The organism is Sabulicella glaciei (assembly GCF_026183895.1).
GTDB lineage: Bacteria > Pseudomonadota > Alphaproteobacteria > Acetobacterales > Acetobacteraceae > Roseococcus > Roseococcus glaciei.
Genome location: NZ_JAPFQI010000001.1, coordinates 1,004,421 through 1,022,167, shown reverse-complemented (window position 1 = coordinate 1,022,167; position 17,747 = coordinate 1,004,421). Strand labels below are relative to the sequence as shown.

The 17,747-nt window shown below is 70.8% G+C and carries 16 protein-coding genes; 5 read left to right on the top strand and 11 right to left on the bottom strand.

Translation table 11 applies throughout. The features are described from left to right. The first annotated feature begins 20 nt into the window (after positions 1–20). Positions 21–1,643, top strand: a complete 1,623-nt coding sequence (locus OF850_RS04750) for a thiamine pyrophosphate-binding protein (RefSeq protein WP_301588713.1) — start codon at positions 21–23, stop codon at positions 1,641–1,643. A 3-nt stretch (positions 1,644–1,646) separates the two neighbouring features. Here the strand turns inward: OF850_RS04750 and OF850_RS04745 are convergent, their stop codons facing one another. Genes OF850_RS04745 through OF850_RS04705 form a run of 9 tightly spaced genes read right to left on the bottom strand, consistent with a single transcriptional unit; the run spans position 1,647 to position 9,035 of the window. Next, positions 1,647–2,198: a VUT family protein gene (locus OF850_RS04745; RefSeq protein ID WP_301588712.1), complete on the bottom strand. Its 552-nt coding sequence runs from the start codon at positions 2,196–2,198 to the stop codon at positions 1,647–1,649. Further along, positions 2,176–2,874, bottom strand: a complete 699-nt coding sequence (queC, locus tag OF850_RS04740; protein WP_301588711.1) for a 7-cyano-7-deazaguanine synthase QueC — start codon at positions 2,872–2,874, stop codon at positions 2,176–2,178. The genes OF850_RS04745 and queC overlap by 23 nt, the downstream gene beginning before the upstream one ends. Further along, positions 2,871–3,899, bottom strand: coding sequence for a tRNA epoxyqueuosine(34) reductase QueG (gene queG, locus OF850_RS04735; RefSeq protein WP_301588709.1), 1,029 nt, complete (start codon positions 3,897–3,899; stop codon positions 2,871–2,873). The genes queC and queG overlap by 4 nt, the downstream gene beginning before the upstream one ends. Further along, complete coding sequence (locus OF850_RS04730; protein WP_301588708.1) at positions 3,896–4,291, bottom strand: RidA family protein; 396 nt, start codon at positions 4,289–4,291, stop codon at positions 3,896–3,898. Before OF850_RS04730 ends, queG begins: the two co-directional genes overlap by 4 nt. Continuing rightward, on the bottom strand, positions 4,288–5,895 hold the full coding sequence (locus OF850_RS04725; protein WP_301588706.1) for an AMP-binding protein: 1,608 nt from the start codon (positions 5,893–5,895) through the stop codon (positions 4,288–4,290). Before OF850_RS04725 ends, OF850_RS04730 begins: the two co-directional genes overlap by 4 nt. After that, a complete protein-coding gene (locus tag OF850_RS04720; protein WP_301588705.1) occupies positions 5,892–7,046 on the bottom strand; it encodes an acyl-CoA dehydrogenase family protein in 1,155 nt (384 codons plus the stop codon). The genes OF850_RS04725 and OF850_RS04720 overlap by 4 nt, the downstream gene beginning before the upstream one ends. Further along, the gene (locus OF850_RS04715; RefSeq protein WP_301588703.1) at positions 7,046–7,840 is read right to left on the bottom strand and encodes an enoyl-CoA hydratase family protein; all 795 of its coding nucleotides are present in this window, start codon (positions 7,838–7,840) and stop codon (positions 7,046–7,048) included. Before OF850_RS04715 ends, OF850_RS04720 begins: the two co-directional genes overlap by 1 nt. After that, positions 7,837–8,313, bottom strand: a complete 477-nt coding sequence (locus OF850_RS04710; protein ID WP_301588702.1) for a MarR family winged helix-turn-helix transcriptional regulator — start codon at positions 8,311–8,313, stop codon at positions 7,837–7,839. The genes OF850_RS04715 and OF850_RS04710 overlap by 4 nt, the downstream gene beginning before the upstream one ends. Next, the gene (locus tag OF850_RS04705) at positions 8,313–9,035 is read right to left on the bottom strand and encodes an SDR family NAD(P)-dependent oxidoreductase (RefSeq protein WP_301588701.1); all 723 of its coding nucleotides are present in this window, start codon (positions 9,033–9,035) and stop codon (positions 8,313–8,315) included. Before OF850_RS04705 ends, OF850_RS04710 begins: the two co-directional genes overlap by 1 nt. Positions 9,036–9,111: 76 nt before the next feature. Between OF850_RS04705 and OF850_RS04700 the strand changes: the two genes are divergently transcribed. The 4 genes from OF850_RS04700 to OF850_RS04685 all read left to right on the top strand — a co-directional run bounded on the left by OF850_RS04700 (position 9,112) and on the right by OF850_RS04685 (position 14,344). Then, complete coding sequence (locus OF850_RS04700) at positions 9,112–11,427, top strand: bifunctional salicylyl-CoA 5-hydroxylase/oxidoreductase (RefSeq protein WP_301588699.1); 2,316 nt, start codon at positions 9,112–9,114, stop codon at positions 11,425–11,427. Next, entirely contained in the window at positions 11,424–12,632 is a 1,209-nt protein-coding gene (locus OF850_RS04695; protein WP_301588697.1) for a flavin-dependent oxidoreductase, read from the top strand. Before OF850_RS04700 ends, OF850_RS04695 begins: the two co-directional genes overlap by 4 nt. Next, positions 12,629–13,375 carry an enoyl-CoA hydratase gene (locus tag OF850_RS04690; protein ID WP_301588694.1) on the top strand — a complete coding sequence of 249 codons (747 nt, stop codon included), beginning with the start codon at positions 12,629–12,631 and terminating at the stop codon, positions 13,373–13,375. Before OF850_RS04695 ends, OF850_RS04690 begins: the two co-directional genes overlap by 4 nt. Before the next feature lie 117 nt (positions 13,376–13,492). Continuing rightward, a complete protein-coding gene (locus OF850_RS04685; RefSeq protein WP_301588693.1) occupies positions 13,493–14,344 on the top strand; it encodes a universal stress protein in 852 nt (283 codons plus the stop codon). Between the two features lie 15 nt (positions 14,345–14,359). On the opposite strand, the gene trpE is transcribed toward OF850_RS04685, so the two are convergent. After that, on the bottom strand, positions 14,360–15,844 hold the full coding sequence (trpE, locus tag OF850_RS04680; RefSeq protein ID WP_301588691.1) for an anthranilate synthase component I: 1,485 nt from the start codon (positions 15,842–15,844) through the stop codon (positions 14,360–14,362). After that, entirely contained in the window at positions 15,844–17,730 is a 1,887-nt protein-coding gene (locus OF850_RS04675; protein WP_301588689.1) for a peptidylprolyl isomerase, read from the bottom strand. The genes trpE and OF850_RS04675 overlap by 1 nt, the downstream gene beginning before the upstream one ends. Between the last annotated feature and the right edge of the window lie 17 nt (positions 17,731–17,747).

Genomic DNA, 17,747 nt, shown 5'->3' with positions numbered 1-17,747 from the left:
AGAACGAGGAAACGCCGTCCGTGCCCAGCGCCGCCCAGATGCTCGTTGATTTCCTGTGCCGCCAGGGCGTGGACCGTGCCTTCTGCGTGCCCGGCGAGAGCTACATCGCGCTGCTGGACGCCATCCACGACGCGCCGATGGACCTCGTCGTCTGCCGCCAGGAAGGCGGGGCGGGCTTCGCTGCGCTGGCCGACGCGCGGCTCACCGGGCTGCCGGGCGTGTTCATGGTCAGCCGCGGCCCGGGCGCCTGCAACGCCTCCATCGCCCTGCACACGGCCGAGCAGGACGCGGTCCCGCTGATCCTGCTGATCGGTCAGGTGGAGGCGCGCAACCTGCGCCGCGACGCCTTCCAGGAGATCGACTATCGCCGCATGTTCGGCGGTTTCTGCAAGTTCGTGGGCGAGGCGACGCGGCCCGAGCAGGTGCCCGAACTCATCGCCCGCGCCTGGGCCGCCGCGACGGGCGGCGTGCCTGGCCCCGTGGTGTTGTCCCTGCCGGAGGACGTGCTGGCCATGGCCTGCGCCGCGCCGGCCGTCGCGCCGACGCGTGTGGAGGCGGCCGCCCCCGACCCCGCGCCACTTGCCGCCTTGCTGCGCGCGGCCGAGCGCCCGATCCTGCTCGCCGGGCATGGGCTGGAAGGGGAGGGCGGCCGCGCGGCGCTGCGCCGCTTCGCCGAGGCCTGGAACCTGCCCGTCGCGGTGTCCTTCCGGCGGCAGGATCTCTTCCCCAACGACCATCCGCTCTATGCCGGCGACATGGGGTTGCGGAACCCGGACGGGCAGCGCGATGCCTTTGCCGAGGCGGATCTCGTGGTGGCGCTCGGCACTCGGCTGGCCGACATCACCACCCAGGGCTATTCCTGGCCGGCACCGAGTCAGCGCCTCGTCCATGTCTGCGCTGACCCGCGCTTCCTCGGCTGGCACTTCCCGGCGGACCCCGCCATCGTCGCCGATGCGCGGGCGTTGCTGGCGGTGATGGAGGGCGAAGCGCCGGGCTTCCCGCAAGGCCGTGCGGTCTGGTGCCGGAGGCTGCGCGACCTGCACCTCGCGGACACGAAGGTCGCGCGACGCGACTGGCCGGACGGGCTCCCTTTCGCCGAGGTCGCCCAGGCGATCGGGGAGGCGCTGCCGGAGGATGGCATCCTGACCCTCGATGCCGGCACCTTCGGCGCGCCCTTCTACCGCAAGGTGTCATGGAAGCCGGGGCAACGGCTTCTGGCGCCGATTTCCGGCGCCATGGGGTTTGGGACGCCGGCGGCCGTTGCGGCCGCGCTTCGCTGCCCGGGCCGTACCGTCGCCTGCGCGGTGGGCGATGGCGGGGCGCTGATGACTGGCGGCGAGCTGGCCGTGGCGCTGGAGCGCAAGCTGCCCCTCAAGCTGATCCTGTCGGAGAACGGGGGCTATGCCAGCATCCGCATCCACCAGGAGCACCAGCATCCGGGCCGGGTCAGCGGCACCATGTTCGGCAACCCGGATTTCGGCCGCTGGATCGAGAGCTTCGGCCTGACCCTGCTGCGCGTGAACACGCGCGACGATTTCTCCGCGATGCGCGAGGCGATCCGCCGCCCGGGCCCGGCCGGCATCCTGGTGCGCACCTCGATGGAAGCGGTGCTTCCCCGCCGCTCCGCCCTCGCGGCGGAGTGAAGGTCAGGCGAGGCCCAGCCGCTCATCGCGCCGGCGCATCAGCGCGATGAGGGGCAGGGCCGCTGCCACCATCCACGCCTTCCCGACGACCTGCCCGGCCAGGTAGTCCAGGCTGCCGAAGGCGAGCCACAGGAACACCACGCTGTCCACCACCAGCCCGACGGCGGAGGAAGCCAGCACCGCCCGCGTCAGGCCCCGCCTCTGCAACGGCGTGTAGACGCCGAGATCGGCCGCTTCCGACAGGAAGAAGGCCGTGGCCGAGGCGACGACCAGCGCAGGTGGTGCCAGGAAGGCGGAAAGCACCGTTCCCCCGGCAATGGCGCCCGCCGCCCAACCCAGGCCCAGCCGCCGCTGCACGAGGTCCCGCAGGATCAGGGCGAGGCCGATCATCAGCACGCCGGACGGTGCCATCAGCCCCGGCGCCACGGGGATCAGGCACGGGCCACCCGGCGCGCAGACCATGCCGGCATTGCCGATCAGCCAGTTGGCGGCCGGGATGCACAGCCCGAAGCCGAGCAGGAAAAGGAAGCCCTCAAGGCGCGGGGAGAGGATCATGCGATGCGGCATAGGCATCCCAGCCCCGGGCGCGCAAGTCGCAGGCCGGGCAATCGCCGCAGCCATGCCCCCAGCGATGGAGGGTGCCCCGCACGCCCCGGTAGCATGAATGGGATTCCTTGCGGACCAGTTCCACCAGGGTGGGGCCGCCCAGGGCCTCCGCCAATTCCCAGGTTGCCTTCTTGTCGCGCCACATCAGCGGCGTGTGCAGGACGAAGCGCCGGTCCATGCCCAGGTTCAGGGCCACCTGCATGGCCTTCACCGTGTCGTCGCGGCAATCCGGGTAGCCGGAGTAATCCGTCTCGCACATGCCGGCGACGAGGTGCCGCAGCCCTCGCCGAAAGGCGAGAGCGGCGGCGAGCGTCAGGAAGACGAGGTTGCGGCCAGGGACGAAGGTGCTGGGCAGCCCATCCGCCTGCAGGGTGATCTCTGCGTCGCTTGTCAGGGCGGTATCGCTGATCGCGCCCAGCACGGGCAGGTAGAGCAGGTGGTCCTCGCCCAGGGCAGGGGACGCCATGCCTTCGCGCAGCGCCGCCCGGCAATCCAGCTCGACCTTGTGGCGCTGGCCGTAATCGAAGCCGAGCGTCTCCACCCTCGGGAAGCGGCGCAGCGCCCAGGCGAGGCAGGTGGCGCTGTCCTGCCCGCCGCTGAAGAGGACCAGTGCCCCTTCCGTCACGCTGCAAGCTCGCGTAGGGCCCAGGCACCGGCTTCCGCCACGACCGGGTCCGCGTCGGCGGCCAGGGCTTCGGCGTGGGGGCGCAGCGAGGGATCGTTGCTGTTGCCGATGGCGATCGCCAGGTTCCGGCGGAATCGCCCGATGCCGATGCGCTTCACTGGGCTTCCGGCGTAGCGGGCGCGGAAGGCGGCGTCATCCAGCTCGGCCAGTTCAGCGAGGGGCGGAGCGACCTCGTGGCGCGGCTGGAAAGCCATTTCGCGTGCCGCTTGCGCGAACTTGTTCCAAGGACAGGCGGCTAGGCAGTCGTCGCAGCCATAGATGCGGTTGCCCATCGGGCGGCGGAATTCCTCAGGGATCGGGCCGCGATGCTCGATGGAAAGGTAGGAAAGGCAGCGCCGTGCATCGAGCCGGAAGGGGGCGGGGAAGGCGTTCGTCGGGCAGGCATCCAGGCAGGCCCGGCAGGAGCCGCACTGCTCGCGCTCGGGTTCGTCGGGCTGGAGGGGCAGGGTGGTGTAGATCTCGCCCAGGAAGAGCCAGTTGCCCCATTCGCGGGATAGGAGGTTGGTGTGCTTGCCCTGCCAGCCCAGCCCCGCCTGCTGGGCCAGAGGCTTCTCCATCACCGGCGCCGTGTCCACGAAGACCTTGAGCGGCGCGCCGCGGAACTCGCGCGCCATCCACTGGCCCAGCGCCTTCAGGCGCTTCTTGACGACGTCGTGGTAATCCTTGCCCTGCGCGTAGCAGGAGATCGTCGCCCGATCCCGCTCCGCCAGGCTTCCCAGCGGGTCGTAGCCCGGCGCGTAATTGGTGCCGAGCACGATGACGCTCACGGCTTCCGGCCAGAGGGATTGCGGGTGGGCGCGCTGCTCCCGCCGCGCTTCCATCCATTCCATCGTGCCGTGGGAACCGGCGTCCAGGAAGGAATCCAGCCGTGCGCGGGCCTCGGGCGGCAGGGTGGCGGTGGTGAAGCGCACCGCGTTGAAGCCCAGGGCCAGCGCCTGCTCCCGGATGCGCGCCTCCGCGCTCACGGCGGCAAGATGGCGGTCGCCTCGATCTCCACCTTCGCCTCCGGCTCCACCAGCGCGACCACCTGCACGAGCGTCATGGCAGGGAAGTGCCGCCCCATGACGGAGCGATAGGCAGGACCGAGCTCCGCCAGGCTGTCGCGATACTCGGCGATTTCGGTGACGTACCAGGTGAGGCGGGCGATGTGCTCGGCCCGTCCGCCCGCTTCGGCCAGCACGGCAAGGACGTTGCGCAGCGCCTGCCGCGTCTGCGCGACGAAGCCCTCGGCGAAATGGCCCTGGGCGTCCCAGCCGACCTGCCCGCCGAGGATGACGAGGCGGCCTTCGCCCATCAGGCCGTTGGAGTAGCCGCGCGGCGCGGGCCATCCCTTGGGGTGAAGCGCGGTGAGGCTCATGGGGCGGGGCTCTGCCAGGGCGTGGCTTCCGGTGCAAGGGGAAGCTTGCGGAGGGCGAAGCGCTGCAGCTTCCCGGTTTCCGTGCGTGGGAGGGCATCGTGGAACGCCACCCGGCGCGGGTACTTGTAGGGCGCGATGACGGATTTCACGTGCTCCTGCAGCGCGCGGACCGTGGCGTCGTCGGGCAGGTGGCCCGGATGCAGCACGACATGGGCGGTGACGATGCTGCCACGCTCCTCGTCGGGCATGCCGACGACGCCGGCCTCCCTCACGGCCGGGTGGGAGAGCAGCGCTTCCTCGACCTCCGGCCCGGCGATGTTGTAGCCGGCGCTCACGATCATGTCGTCGTTGCGCGTCAGGAAGTGGAAATACCCGTCCTCGTCCTGAAAGAAGCTGTCGCCGGTGATGTTCCAGCCATTCTGGACGTAGCCGCGCTGCCGGGGATCGGCGAGGTAGCGGCAGCCCGTCGGCCCGCGCACGGCGAGGCGCCCCGGCGTGCCGCGCGGCACCTCCTCCCCGTCCAGGCCGACCACCTTCGCCTCGTAGCCGGGAACCGGCAGGCCGGTGGCGCCGGGGCGGATCGCCTCCTCGGGCGCGGCGATGAAGATGTGAAGCATCTCGGTCGCGCCGATCCCGTCCATGAGCTTCAGGCCGGTCGCCTTCTGCCACGCCTCGAAGATCGGCTTGGGCAGGTGCTCCCCGGCCGAGACGCATTTCCGAAGGGAGGACAAATCGTGCTCCCCGGCCTTGGCCGCCATGGCGCGGTAGGCGGTGGGGGCGGTGAAGCAGATCGTCGCGCGGTGCCGGGCGATGGCGGCGGCCAGTTCCTCCGGCGGCGCACGCTCCAGCAGGATGGCGGTGGCGCCGACACCGAAGGGAAACAGCACCAGCCCGCCCAGGCCGAAGGTGAAGGCCAGGGGCGGCGAGCCGATGAAGCGGTCTTCCGGCGCGGGGAGCAGCACCTGCGCGGAGTAGTGATCGCAGATCGCTAGCATGTCGCGGTGGAAATGCATCGTCCCCTTCGGCTCCCCCGTGGTGCCGGAGGTGAAGCCAATCAGGCACACATCGTCCTGCGCCGTGTCCGCCGCCTGGAACTGCGCGGGCTGGGAAGCGCAACGCGCCTCAAGCTCGCCATTTCCCCAATGGAGGATGTGCTGGAGGTCCGGCGCATCGGCGGCGGCGAGTTCGTCGGCAAGGCGCGCGTCGCACAGCGCGTGGGTCACACGCGCCTTGCGGAGGATCTGGCCGAGTTCCCGCGCGCGCAGCAGCGGCATGGTGGCGACCACCACCCCACCCGCCTTCAGCACCGCGAAATACGCGGCCACCATCCAGGCATTGTTCGCCGAGCGCAGCAGGACGCGGTTCCCGGGCACGAGTCCGAGATCGTTCATCAGCACGTTGCCGATGCGGTTCACCCGCTCCACCAGCTGCGTATAGGTTAGCGTCTCGGCCGGAGTCACCACTGCCGGGTGCTCGGCGCGTGCCGGGAGGTTGCGGTCGAGCAGTGCTGTCGCGCAGTTCAGCCGCGCCGGGTAGGGAAGGGGGGTGAGGTCGGGCCATTCCTCCGGTGGCGGAAGGTTGTCGCGGCAGAAGCTGTCGATCACCCGGCCCTCCTGTCCCGTTCCGCGCGGGCAATCACCACGCGTTGGATCTCCGACGCACCCTCGTAGACGCGCAGCGCCCGTACCTCCCGCGCCAGGAGTTCGGGCGCGGAGTCTCGGACCACGCCCAGCCCGCCATGGATCTGCTGGCACGCATCGGCCACCCGGAAGGCGGCCTCGGTGGCATGGAGCTTCGCCATGCTCGCTTCCCGCGACACGCGCGGCCTTCCCCCATCCTTCAGCCAGGCAGCGCGATAAACGAGCAGGGCGCTCGCCTCGACCGAAACGGCCGCATCGGCGATGGCAGCCTGGGTCATCTGCTGGTCGAACAGCGTCGCGCCGAAAAGCTGCCGCCCGGACGCGCGGTCCAGCAGCAAGTCGAGGCCGCGCCGTGCGAAGCCCAGCGCAGCGGCGCCCACCGTGGCGCGGAACACGTCCAGCACGGCCATGGCGACCTTGAAGCCCTCGCCGGGCGCGCCGATGCGGTGGGCATCCGGAACGCGCACCCCGTCCAGGCGCAGCCGTGCCAGCGGGTGCGGCGCCGCGACCTCGATCCGCTCCGCGACGCTCAGCCCTTCCGCGTCGCCCGGCAGCCAGAAGGCGGAAAGGCCGCGCGCGCCCGGCGCCTCGCCGGTGCGGGCAAAGAGGAGGATGGAGCCGGCGATGGCGCCGTTGCTGATCCAGGTCTTCTCGCCGCTGATGCGCCAATCGGCGCCGTCGCGCACGGCGGCGGTGGCCAGGGCGGCGGCGTCGCTTCCTGCTTCCGGTTCGGACAGGGCGAAGGCGGCGAGGCTGGTTCCCGCCCGCGCTCCCGGCAGCACCGCTTCCCGCACTTCGGGAGGGCCGAACAGGGTGATGGCGCCGGTGCCCAGCCCCTGCATGGCGAAGGCGAAGTCGGCGAGGCCGGAATGCCGCGCGAGGATGTCCCGCGCGAGGCACAGTTTCCGCACATCCAGGCGCCCACCGGGAGGCACGGCCGCGTCGAGCAGGCCAGCCTCGCCCATCGCGCGCGCCAGGGCGCGGGTCGAGGCCTCCGCATCGCCGTGATCGGTCAGGGCTTCCGCGTGGCGTCCGGCCCATTCCTCGACATGCGCCGCGAAATCGCGGTGGGTGTCTTCAAGGAAAGGCCAGCGAAGGAAGTCCTGGTCGGGCATCAATCCCCCTGGAAGACGGGGATACGCTTCGCCGCGAAGGCCTCGTAGGCGCGGCGGAAATCCTGGGTGGTCATGCAGAGGGCCTGGGCTACCGCCTCGGCCTCAATGGCCTGCTCGACCCCCATGGCCCATTCCATGGCCAACATGCGCTTGGTCATGCCGTGGGCGAAGCCCGGGCCGGCGGCGATTTCCGCCGCGAGGGCCTGAGCCTCGGCCAGCACGTCGCCCTCCACCAGCCGGTTGAAGAAGCCCCAGCGCTCCCCTTCCTCGGCCCGCATGGCGCGGCCGGTGAAGAGCAACTCGGAGGCACGGCCCTGGCCGATGAGGCGCGGCAGGATGGCGCAGGCCCCCATGTCGCACCCCGCGAGGCCGACGCGGTTGAACAGGAAGGCCACGCGGGCGCGCGGCGTCGCGAGGCGGATGTCCGAGGCCATGGCGATGATGGCCCCCGCCCCCGCCGCCACCCCGTCCACCGCCGCCACGATGGGCTGCGGGCAGGCGCGCATCGCCTTCACGAGGTCGCCGGTCATGGCGGTGAAGCGCATCAGTCCCTTCGTATCGCGTTCCAGCAGCGGGCCGATGATCTCGTGCACGTCGCCGCCCGAGCAGAAATTGCCGTCAGCCCCCGTCACCACGAAGGCTCGGACTGCGTCGTCCGTCGCAGCGGCGCGGAAGATGGCGACCAGTTCGGCATAGCTGTCGAAGGTCAGAGGGTTCTTTCGCTCCGGCCGGTCAAGCGTGAGGGTGACGACGCCGCCCTCATTCTCGCTGCGGAGATGGTGCGGCAGGCTCATGCGATTCCCTCGGCGATGGAATGCTTGGCGCGGCCCAGCAGGGCGTGCAACGCCGCGCGATCATCCGGTGCGATCCCCGCGAGCAGGGCATTCACCCAGCCTTCATGCGCGCGGGACTGGCGGGCGAACTCGCGCGCGCCGAGCGGCGTCAGGCGAAGGCGAAAGGCACGGCGGTCATTGGCGTCCAGCCGACGTTCCACCAGCCCTTCCTCCTCCAGGCGGGCGGCGAGGCCGGTGACGTTGCCGTTGCTCACCATCATCCGGCGCGACACCTCGCCGAGGGTCAGCCCCTCCGGCGCGCGGTCCAGCGCGGCGAGCATGTCGAAGCGCGGCAGGGTGGTGCTGAACTCAGCGCGTAGCCGGCGGCGGATCTCGCGTTCCATCAGGGTCGCGCAGGTGAGGAGGCGCAGCCAGAGGCGGAGATTGTCCTTCCGGCCTGGCGGAAGTCCAGCGAGGGCCGTCTCCGCGTCCATCACACCTCTCCGCCGGAAACGGGCAGGGCGGCGCCGTTCACCCCGGGCGCAGCGCACAGGAACAGCACCGCTTCCGCCACCTCCTCTGACGTGAAGAGCCGGCCCTGAGGGTTGCCCATAGCCAACGCGGCGCGGGCGGCAGCTGGGTCGCGGCCCGTCGTGGCGCCGATGCGCGCGACGCTTTCCTCCAGCAGCGGCGTTTCGGTGAAGCCGGGGCAGACGCAGTTCACCGTGACGCCGCGCGAGGCGACTTCCAGCCCCAAGGCGCGGGTGAAGCCGAGCAGCGCGTGCTTCGCGGCGACATAGGGCGCAACATACGCATAGCCCTTCAGCGCGGCGGTGGAAGCGACGTTCACCACGCGGCCCTGGCGCGCTTCCAGCATCGCCGGCAGCAGGGCGCGGGTCAGCGCGACGGCACTCATGAGATTGGCTTCCAGCGCCGCGCGGAACGCCTCGTCATCCGTCTTGAGGAAAGGCGCGGAGACGGCCGTGCCCGCAGCGTTCACGAGGATGGTGACGGTGGGGAGGGAAGGGGGCGCCCGCGCATCGGCTGGGATGAAGTCGGCGGCGGCGCCGGCTTCGACCGCCGCGCGCAACGGCGCCTCGCGCCGTCCCAGCACCGTGACGATGGCGCCGGCTTCGGTCAGCGCGCGGGCGCAGGCCAGGCCGATGCCCGTTCCCCCGCCGCTCACCAAGGCGCGCTGCCCGTCGAACCGCAACATGCTTTGAGCTTAAAGCATTGCGGCCGCGCCCGCCACAAGGATATTCTCCGCGGCAACGGGCTCCAGGAGCAGCGCCATGCGCATCGCCATCATCGGCGGCGGCCCCGCCGGCCTCTACTTCGCCATCCTGATGAAGCGGGACATGCCGGCGGCGCGCGTCACGGTGGTGGAGCGCAACCAGTTGGATGACACCTTCGGCTTCGGGGTGGTGTTCAGCGACGCCACGCTCGACGCCTTCAAGGAGGCAGACGAGCCGTCCTACCGTGCCATCACCGAGAGCTTCGCCTATTGGGACGACATCGAGGTGGTGGCGAAGGGCGCCCGCCACCGCATCGGAGGCAACGGGTTCTGCGGCTGCTCGCGCCGCACGCTTCTGATGCTGCTGCAGGGCCGCGCGCGGCGATTGGGCGTGGAGCTGGATTTCGGACGCCAAGCGCAGCCCGAGGACTTCCCCAACGCGGACCTTGTCGTCGCGGCGGACGGCATCAACTCCCCGATCCGCGAGCGTTTCCGCGAGGATTTTCGCCCCAGCCTCGACCTGCGGCCCAACCGCTTCGCCTGGATGGGCTCCACCCGCCCCTTCGATGCCTTCACCTTCTTCTTCAAAGAGCGGCCTGAAGGCATCTTCATCGCCCATTGCTACCAGTACGAGCCGGGCCGCTCGACCTGGGTGATGGAGACGGACCCCGACACCTTCGCCCGCGCCGGGCTGGACACGATGGACGAGGCGCAGAGCGCGCGCTTCCTGGAGGAAGTGTTCCGGGAAGAACTGCAGGGGCATCGCCTCGTGACCAACCGCTCGCACTGGCGGCGCTTCCCGACTATTCGCTGCGAGCGATGGGTGCGCGGCAACCTCGTCCTGCTGGGCGACGCTAAGGCCAGCGCGCATTTTTCCATCGGCAGCGGCACGAAACTGGCCATGGAGGACGCGATCGGCCTGCACCGCGCCTTCATGGCGGGCGGCGACGTCACCACCTGCCTGCGACGCTTCGAGTCCGCCCGGCGCGAGGAGGTGGAGAAGACCCAGCACGCGGCCGACGTGTCGCTGGTCTGGTTCGAGCACGTGCGGCGTTTCTGGCACTTCGCCCCGGCACGCTTCGCCTTCGGCGTCATGACACGTTCCAAGGCCATCACCTGGGATAACCTCCTGCTCCGCGCGCCCGGCTTCGTGCGGGAGGTTCAGGAGCTCGTCGCAGCTGAGACTCCGGGCGGCAGGCCAAACAACCCGCCCATGTTCCAGCCCTTCCACCTGCGCGGCATGGAGGTGGCGAACCGCGTCGTCGTCTCGCCCATGTGCATGTACTCGGCGGAGGAGGGGATGCCGACCGATTTCCACCTCATTCACTATGGCGCGCGGGCCATGGGTGGCGCGGGGCTGATCGTCACGGAGATGACCTGTCCGGCACCGGATGCGCGCATCACCCCGGGATGCACCGGACTGTGGAACGAAGCGCAGCAGGAGGCCTGGACGCGCATCGTCTCCAACGTGCATCGCGCGGGCGCGCGCATCGCCCTGCAGCTTGGCCATGCCGGGCGGAAGGGCGCGACCAGGCTGATGTGGGACGGGATGGACCAGCCGCTGGAGGAGGGCGCCTGGCCGATCATCTCCGCCAGCCCCGTTCCCTATTTCCCGCACAGCCAGGTGCCCCGGGAGATGACGCGCGACGACATGGACCGGGTGAAGGCGGAGTTCGTGGCGGCTGCCCGGCGCGGCGTCGAGTGCGGCTTCGACATGCTGGAGCTTCATTGCGCCCATGGCTACCTGCTCGCCAGCTTCCTGTCGCCGCTGACCAACCACCGGACCGACGAGCATGGCGGCACGGTCGAGAACCGGCTGCGGTTCCCGCTCGAAGTGTTCCGCGCCCTGCGCGCCGAATGGCCCGAGGACCGTCCGATGTCGGTCCGCATCTCCGCCACGGACTGGGCCGATGGCGGCATTTCCGACGCGGACACGATAGCCATCGCCCGCGCCTTCCGCGACGCCGGTTGCGACTTGATCGACGTGTCCACTGGCCAGACCGTGCAGGATGCCCTGCCGAGCTATGGCCGCATGTTCCAGCTTCCCTGGGCCGACATGATCCGCAACGAGGGCGGCATGGCGGTGATGTGCGTCGGCTCCATCACCACGGCCGACCAAGTGAACACCATCGTCGCCGCCGGGCGGGCGGACCTCGTGGCGCTGGGGCGGCCGCATCTGGCCGACCCTTCCTTCACCCTGCATGCCGCGGCAGAATACGGCGTCCGCGAGGTGGCAACGCCCATCCAGTATGAATACGGCAAGCAGGCGCTGTTCCGCACCGCCGCGCGCGCGAGGGAGGAGATGATGGAGCTTCGGCGCAAGGCCCGTCCGGCCAGCCATGCCCCGGCCCCGCTGGGCCGCGCGGCGGAATGACGCTGCCCGTCCTGATTGCGGGGGGTGGCGTTGGCGGACTTACCCTCGCCCTATCGCTGCACGAGCGAGGCATCCCCTGCATCGTGCTGGAATCGGCGCCGGAGGTGCGGGAACTGGGCGTGGGCATCAACACCCTGCCGCACGCCATCCGCGAGCTTGCCGCGCTGGGGCTGTTGCCGGCGCTGGACGCGGTAGCGATCCGCACGCGCGAACTGCGCTACCTCAACCGTTTCGGGCAGGTGATCCGCAGCGAGGCGCGCGGCCTTCACGCGGGCCATGACGTGCCGCAGTTCAGCATCCATCGGGGGCGACTGCATGGCGTGCTGTGGCGCGCGGCGCAGGAGCGGCTTGGCGCGGCTCTGCGCGCCGGCAGCCGGGTCGAATCCTTCCGCCAGGACGGAGAAGGCGTGACGGTGACCCTCGCGGATGGCGAGGAGATGCGCGGCGCCGTGCTGGTGGGGGCGGATGGCATCCATTCGGTGATCCGCCGCAACTTGCATCCGGACGATGGCGGCATCCGCTGGAATGGCATCCAGATGTGGCGCGGCGCGCTGGACTGGCCCGAGTACGAGGGCGGCGACTGCATGATCGTCGCCGGCGACATGAAGGAAAAGCTGGTCCTCTACCCCATCGCGCCAGGCGCGGCGCCGGGCACGCGCCTCACCAACTGGGTGGTCTGCGCGCAGATCGGCGACCCGTCGGCGCCGCCGCCGCGGCGGGAGGACTGGTCGCGGCCCGGAAGGATGGAGGAGGTGCTGCCGCATCTGCGCCGCTTCCGTGTGCCCTGGCTGGACGTGGAGGCGCTGGTCCGCGCCACGCCAGAGTTCTGGGAGTATCCGATGTGCGACCGGGATCCGCTGCCGGGCTGGACCCAGGGGCGCGTGACGCTGCTGGGCGACGCTGCGCATCCCATGTACCCGGTCGGCTCCAATGGCGCCTCGCAGGCCGTGCTGGACGCGCGCTGCCTCGCCGCGAAGCTGGCCGTGCTCCCGGCGGAGGAAGCGCTGGCGGCCTATGAGGCGGAGCGTCACCCACCGACGCGTGACATCGTGCTGAGCAACCGGCGCGGCGGGCCGGAGCGCGTGGTGGACGTGGTGAGCGAGCGTGCCCCCGAAGGCTTCGCACGCATCGAGGATGTCATCGCCCCGGAGGAGCTGGAGGCGATCAGCAAGGGATATGCAGTGATGGCGGGATTCGCACGGTGAAGGTTGAAATTCGCAAGGACGGCGATATCCGCCGCGTCACGCTGCTGAACCACGCCAAGCTGAACACGGTGAACTCGCCGATCCTGGAGGAGATGGCGGGAGCCTTCGCGGTGGAGGACGACATCCGCGCCGTCGTGCTGACCGGGGAGGGCGACCGCGCCTTCATCGGCGGCGCCGACATCTCCGAGATGGGCGCGATCCGCACGCCCGAGGACGGGCGCGCCTTCATCTCCCGCATCCATGCGGTGAACAGCGCCATCCGCGCCTGCGCGGTGCCGGTCATCGCCCGCATCCAGGGCTGGTGCCTGGGGGCGGGGATGGAGATCGCCGCCGCCTGCGACCTGCGGATGTCGGCCGAGGAAGCGAAGTTCGGCATGCCCGAGGTGCGGGTCGGAATCCCCTCCGTGGTCGAGGCGGCGATGCTGCCCAACCTGATTGGCTGGGGCCGTACGCGGCGCCTGCTCCTGCTTGCCGAGACGCTGGACGCGCGCACTGTCGAGGAATGGGGCTTCCTGGAACGCGTCGTCCCCCGCGCCGGACTGGACACGGCGGTCGAAGAATGGCTGCACCTGCTGCGCGAGGCCGGGCCGCGTGCCATCCGCGACCAGAAGGCGCTGATCTCCCGCTGGGAAGGGCTGACGCTGGATGAAGGGATCAAGGCCGGGATCGGCGCCTTCGGTCAGGCTTTCACGACCGACGAGCCAACCCGGATGATGGGAGTCTTCCCCAGCCGGAAGCGCTGAACGTTGAGCGATTGCTTGCCGCGACATTGACGAAAATCAATGAATCGCCCAGCACGGTGGCCTAACTGGTGGTGAGCGGCCCTGGCCGCGCGTCACCGACAGCCATGGGAGGTTCGGATGCCTAGGCAAGCGATGGAGAAGGCACCCTGGGAAGGAGGCCTGCCGCGGCTCATCCTCTTGGCCACGGATCTGAGTTGCCGCTGCGACCGTGCCCTGGACCGTGCGGTGCTGCTGGCGCAGCAATGGAGGGCGAAGCTTCTCGTCGTTCATGTGCTGGAAGGCACGGAGCCGCGCGACCCGCCTCCGCTCGACCTCGCGCGGCGGCAGGTCGAGGCGGATCTCGAGGGCCGTTCCGTGGAATGGGAACTTGCGCTGGAGCGGGGCGAGCCGGCCGAGGCAATCCTGCGCCAGGCCCAGGCCCAGGGGGCCGGGCTGATCGTGACCGGCGTGGCGCGCCGGGATCCGCTGGGCGAATCGACCCTGGGCGCGATCGTCGAGCAACTGGCGAAGCAGGCGCCGATCCCGCTGCTGGCGGTGAAGGGACGGGCGCGCCGGCCCTATGCACGGCTCGTCGTGGCAACGGATTTCTCCGAACCGTCGCGCCACGCCATCGCCTGCGCGCGTGCGCTCCTGCCGGACACGGAGATGGCGCTGTTCCACGCCTATCGCCTGCCCTTCGAAGGGTTCATCGGCAAGGATGGCAACGAGAGCGAGCTTCGCGCGATGGCCGAGGGGGAAGCCGCCGCCTTCCTCAAGGCCGAGCCTTCCTCCCCGCCGTTGCGGATGGAGTATGGCTGGCCGGAATCAGCCCTGTCCGCCCATGTCCGCAAGGAGGCGATCGAGCTGGCAATGCTCGGCACCCAGGGCCGCACGGGGCTGAAGGGCTTCCTGGTGGGCAGTGTCGCGAAGCGGCTGATGGCCTGCCTGCCTTGCGACGTCCTGGTGGTGCGCGGCCCCGAGGCCGGGTGACCTCGCGCGGTGCGCTCAACGGCCCCCGGCCGCGAAGCGCACCGCTTCCTCGGCGGCGCGGAACAGGGCGCGTGCCTTGGCGATGCATTCCTCGTGCTCGGCGCGCGGGTCGCTGTCGGCCACCACGCCGGCGCCCGCCTGGACGTGCAACGTGCCGTCCTTCACCAGGGCGGTTCGCAGCGCGATGCACACATCCATGTTGCCATCGACCCCGAAATAGCCGAGGCCTCCGGCATAAAGGCCACGCCGGGACGGCTCCAGTTCCTCGATGATTTCCATGGCGCGCACCTTGGGCGCGCCTGAGAGGGTGCCGGCCGGGAACCCCGCCACAAGCGCATCGAGCGCCGAGAGCCCCGGGCGCAGCTTGCCCCTCACTTCGGAAGCGATGTGCATCACCTGGGAGTACCGCTCGATGGCGAACTGATGCGGCACGCGCACGCTGCCGATGGCGGCGACGCGCCCGACATCGTTGCGGCCCAGGTCGAGCAGCATCAGATGCTCGGCCCGCTCCTTCGGGTCGGCGAGGAGTTCCTGCTCCAGCGCCTGATCCTCGGCCGGGGTGGCGCCGCGGCGACGCGTGCCCGCCAGGGGACGGATCGTCACTTCGCCGTTGCGGCAGCCCACCAGGATCTCCGGCGAGGCGCCGGCCGTGGCGAAGGCGCCGAAATCGAAGAAGGTCAGGTATGGCGCCGGGTTGATGCGCCGCAGGGCGCGGTAGAGCGCGAAGGGCGGCAGGGCGAAGGGTGCCGAGAACCGCTGCGAGGGGACGATCTGGAACGCGTCGCCCGCGCGGATATATTCGCGCGCCCGCTCCACCGCCGCCATGTAGCCCTCGGGCGTGAAGTTGGATTGCGGCTCGGGCTGGGGCGGCAGGTGAGCCGGTGGGGCCGGACGGGGCAGGGGGCGGGATAGCGCCTCCTCCGCGTCATCCAGGCGCTGCTGCGCGCGCTGCCAAGCCGCCTCTGGGTCGGCGGCCTCCCAGACAGGCGTCACCAGCGTCAGCGCGTCGCGGACGTGATCGAACACCGCGAGCAGGGTGGGGCGGATCAGCACCGCCTCGGGGATGCCGAGAACGTCCGGCTTCAATGCCGGCAGGCGTTCCATCTGCCGGACCATGTCGTAGCCCAGGTAGCCGAACAACCCGGCCGCGATGGAGGGCAGTCCGGTCGAGCGACGGATCTGTAACGCGGCTACGCGGGCGCGCAGCGCCTCCAGCGACGGCAGGGCCTCGCGCTGGAAAGCGTGGGGGGCAGAAAGCGCCTGCTCGTTGCACTCGGCCACCCCGTCGCGCACGCGCCATATCATGTCGGGGGCAAGGCCGATGGCGGAATAGCGTCCGCGCGCCGCGCCGCCTTCCACGCTTTCCAGCAGGAAGGAGAAAGGCCGCCCTTCGGCGAGCTTGAGAAAGGCGCCGACCGGGGTGTCCAGGTCGGAGACGCGCTCGCGGTGCAGCAGCACCGGGCCTTCGGCCAAGGCCTCGCGGAAGGCGGCGAAATCCATCACTCGCTGCCCGCGATTTGCTGCACGACGCGCGGATTGATGCGCACGTCGGCGCGGGCGCGCAGCGCCGCCTGGTACTGCGCTTCCAGATCCTCGGCCATTGTCTGCGCCATCTCGCGGCGCAGGGCGCCCAGTGCCTCCGCCGCCTCGCCGAGTTCGGCGGGCTGGATCGAAAGAAGCTGAACCACGGCGAAGGAGCGCGGACGCGCCACCATGGTCGCGCCGTTCACCGGCAATTCGAAGACTGGAGCGAGGAGTTCGCGCGGCATCGGGTTGCCGCCGCCCGGCTCGCGCCCGAAGGGCCCCAGCACTTCCACCGGGGTGCCGATCTCCGCTGCAGCCTCGGCCATCGGGCGTCCGGCGCGCAGCGCGGCCAGCAGGGCGGCGGCGCGCTCCTCCTGGAAGCGGCGGCGCGCATCCGCCACGAAGGCCTCGGTCACTTGTTGGCGCACCTCCTCCAGCGGGATGAGGGCGGGCGGGATCACCTCGCGCACCTCCACCGCCATGAAGCCCCATTCGCCTTCCTGGAAGCGGGGCGCGGCGCCGCGCTCTGCGGCGAAGATGGCGCGCAGCGCGGCGGCGCGAGCGGCGGCGGGAACTGGCAGGGGCACTTCCGCCCCATCCGGCGCACGGCCCTCGGCGTCGATCCGCGCCTCGGCGAAGCCCAGCTCATGGCGCCGCGCGGCCTCGGCCACGGTGGCGCCGCCGGCCAGCGTGTCCTCCACGCGGGTGGCGCGGTCGAAGGCCTCGTCCGCCGCGCGCTCGGCGGCCAGCGTGGAGCGGATGCGGTCGCGCACGGCGTCCAGCGGCTGGGTCTCGCCAGGTTGCACGGTGCCGACGCGCAGCACGTGCCAGCCGAAGGGTGTCTGCACCGGGTCGGACACGCCACCCGCGGCCAGGGCGAAGGCGGCACTGGCCAGGGCGGGCAGGGGCATCTCGGTGCGGGTCACGGAGCCGAGCGGTGTGGCGCTGCCGCCTGCCTCGCGTGCGGCCGTCTCCACCGCCGGGAACTCCGTCCCCTCTTCGCGCCACAGCCGCGCCACGTCGCGCGCGGCCTCCTCCGTGGGCACGAGAGCCTGGAACACCTCGCGCCGCTCGGGTGCGCCGTACTGGTCGCGATTCGCGGCGTAGGCATCCTCGATGTCGCGCTCGCTCACCTCGATCGAGGCCATCATCCGCTCCGCGTTCAGCGTGGCGATGGCGATTTCGCGGAATTCAGGCGTGGAGAAGCGGGCGGCGTTGTTCTCGTGGAACCGCGAAAGCTGCGCCTCGGTGGGGGGCTCCGGCTCCGGCGCGTCGGCGAAGTCCAGTTCAACCAGCGCCGCCGTGCGCCGCTCCAGCTGCCAGGCGAGGATGCGGGCGGCCAGTGCCTCGGGCACGGAGGCGCCGGCGCGGACCGCACCCGAAAGCTGCTGCCGCGACAGGTCGGCGCGCAAAAGCGCCAGGAAGCCGCTCTCGGTCAGGTCGTTGTTGCGGAGGAACTGGTTGAAGGAATCGCGCGAGAATCGGCCATCCAACCCCCGGAACCCGGGGATGCGGAACACGTAGGCGCGCACCGTCTCGTCCGGGACGGTGATGCCCATGCGCTGGGCCTCCTGCCGCGCCACGCGGTCGATGACGAGGGACTCCACCGCCTGCTCCGCCACGGCCCTACGGATCGTCGGATTGGGGGTGAAGTTGCCCTGCAGCGCGCGGGTGATGCGCTGCAGCTCGCGCGTCGTCGCCTCCTGCGCCTCCTGCGCCTCGATCGCCTCGCCGCCCACGCGGGCGACGGAGGTGTCGCGGCCGATGTTGCGGACCATGTCCTCGATGCCCCAGACGGCGAAGGACAGGATCAGCAGGATGAAGAGGGCCTTGGCGAACCAGGTCCCGGCCAGGCGGCGCATCGCGGAGATCATGGGCA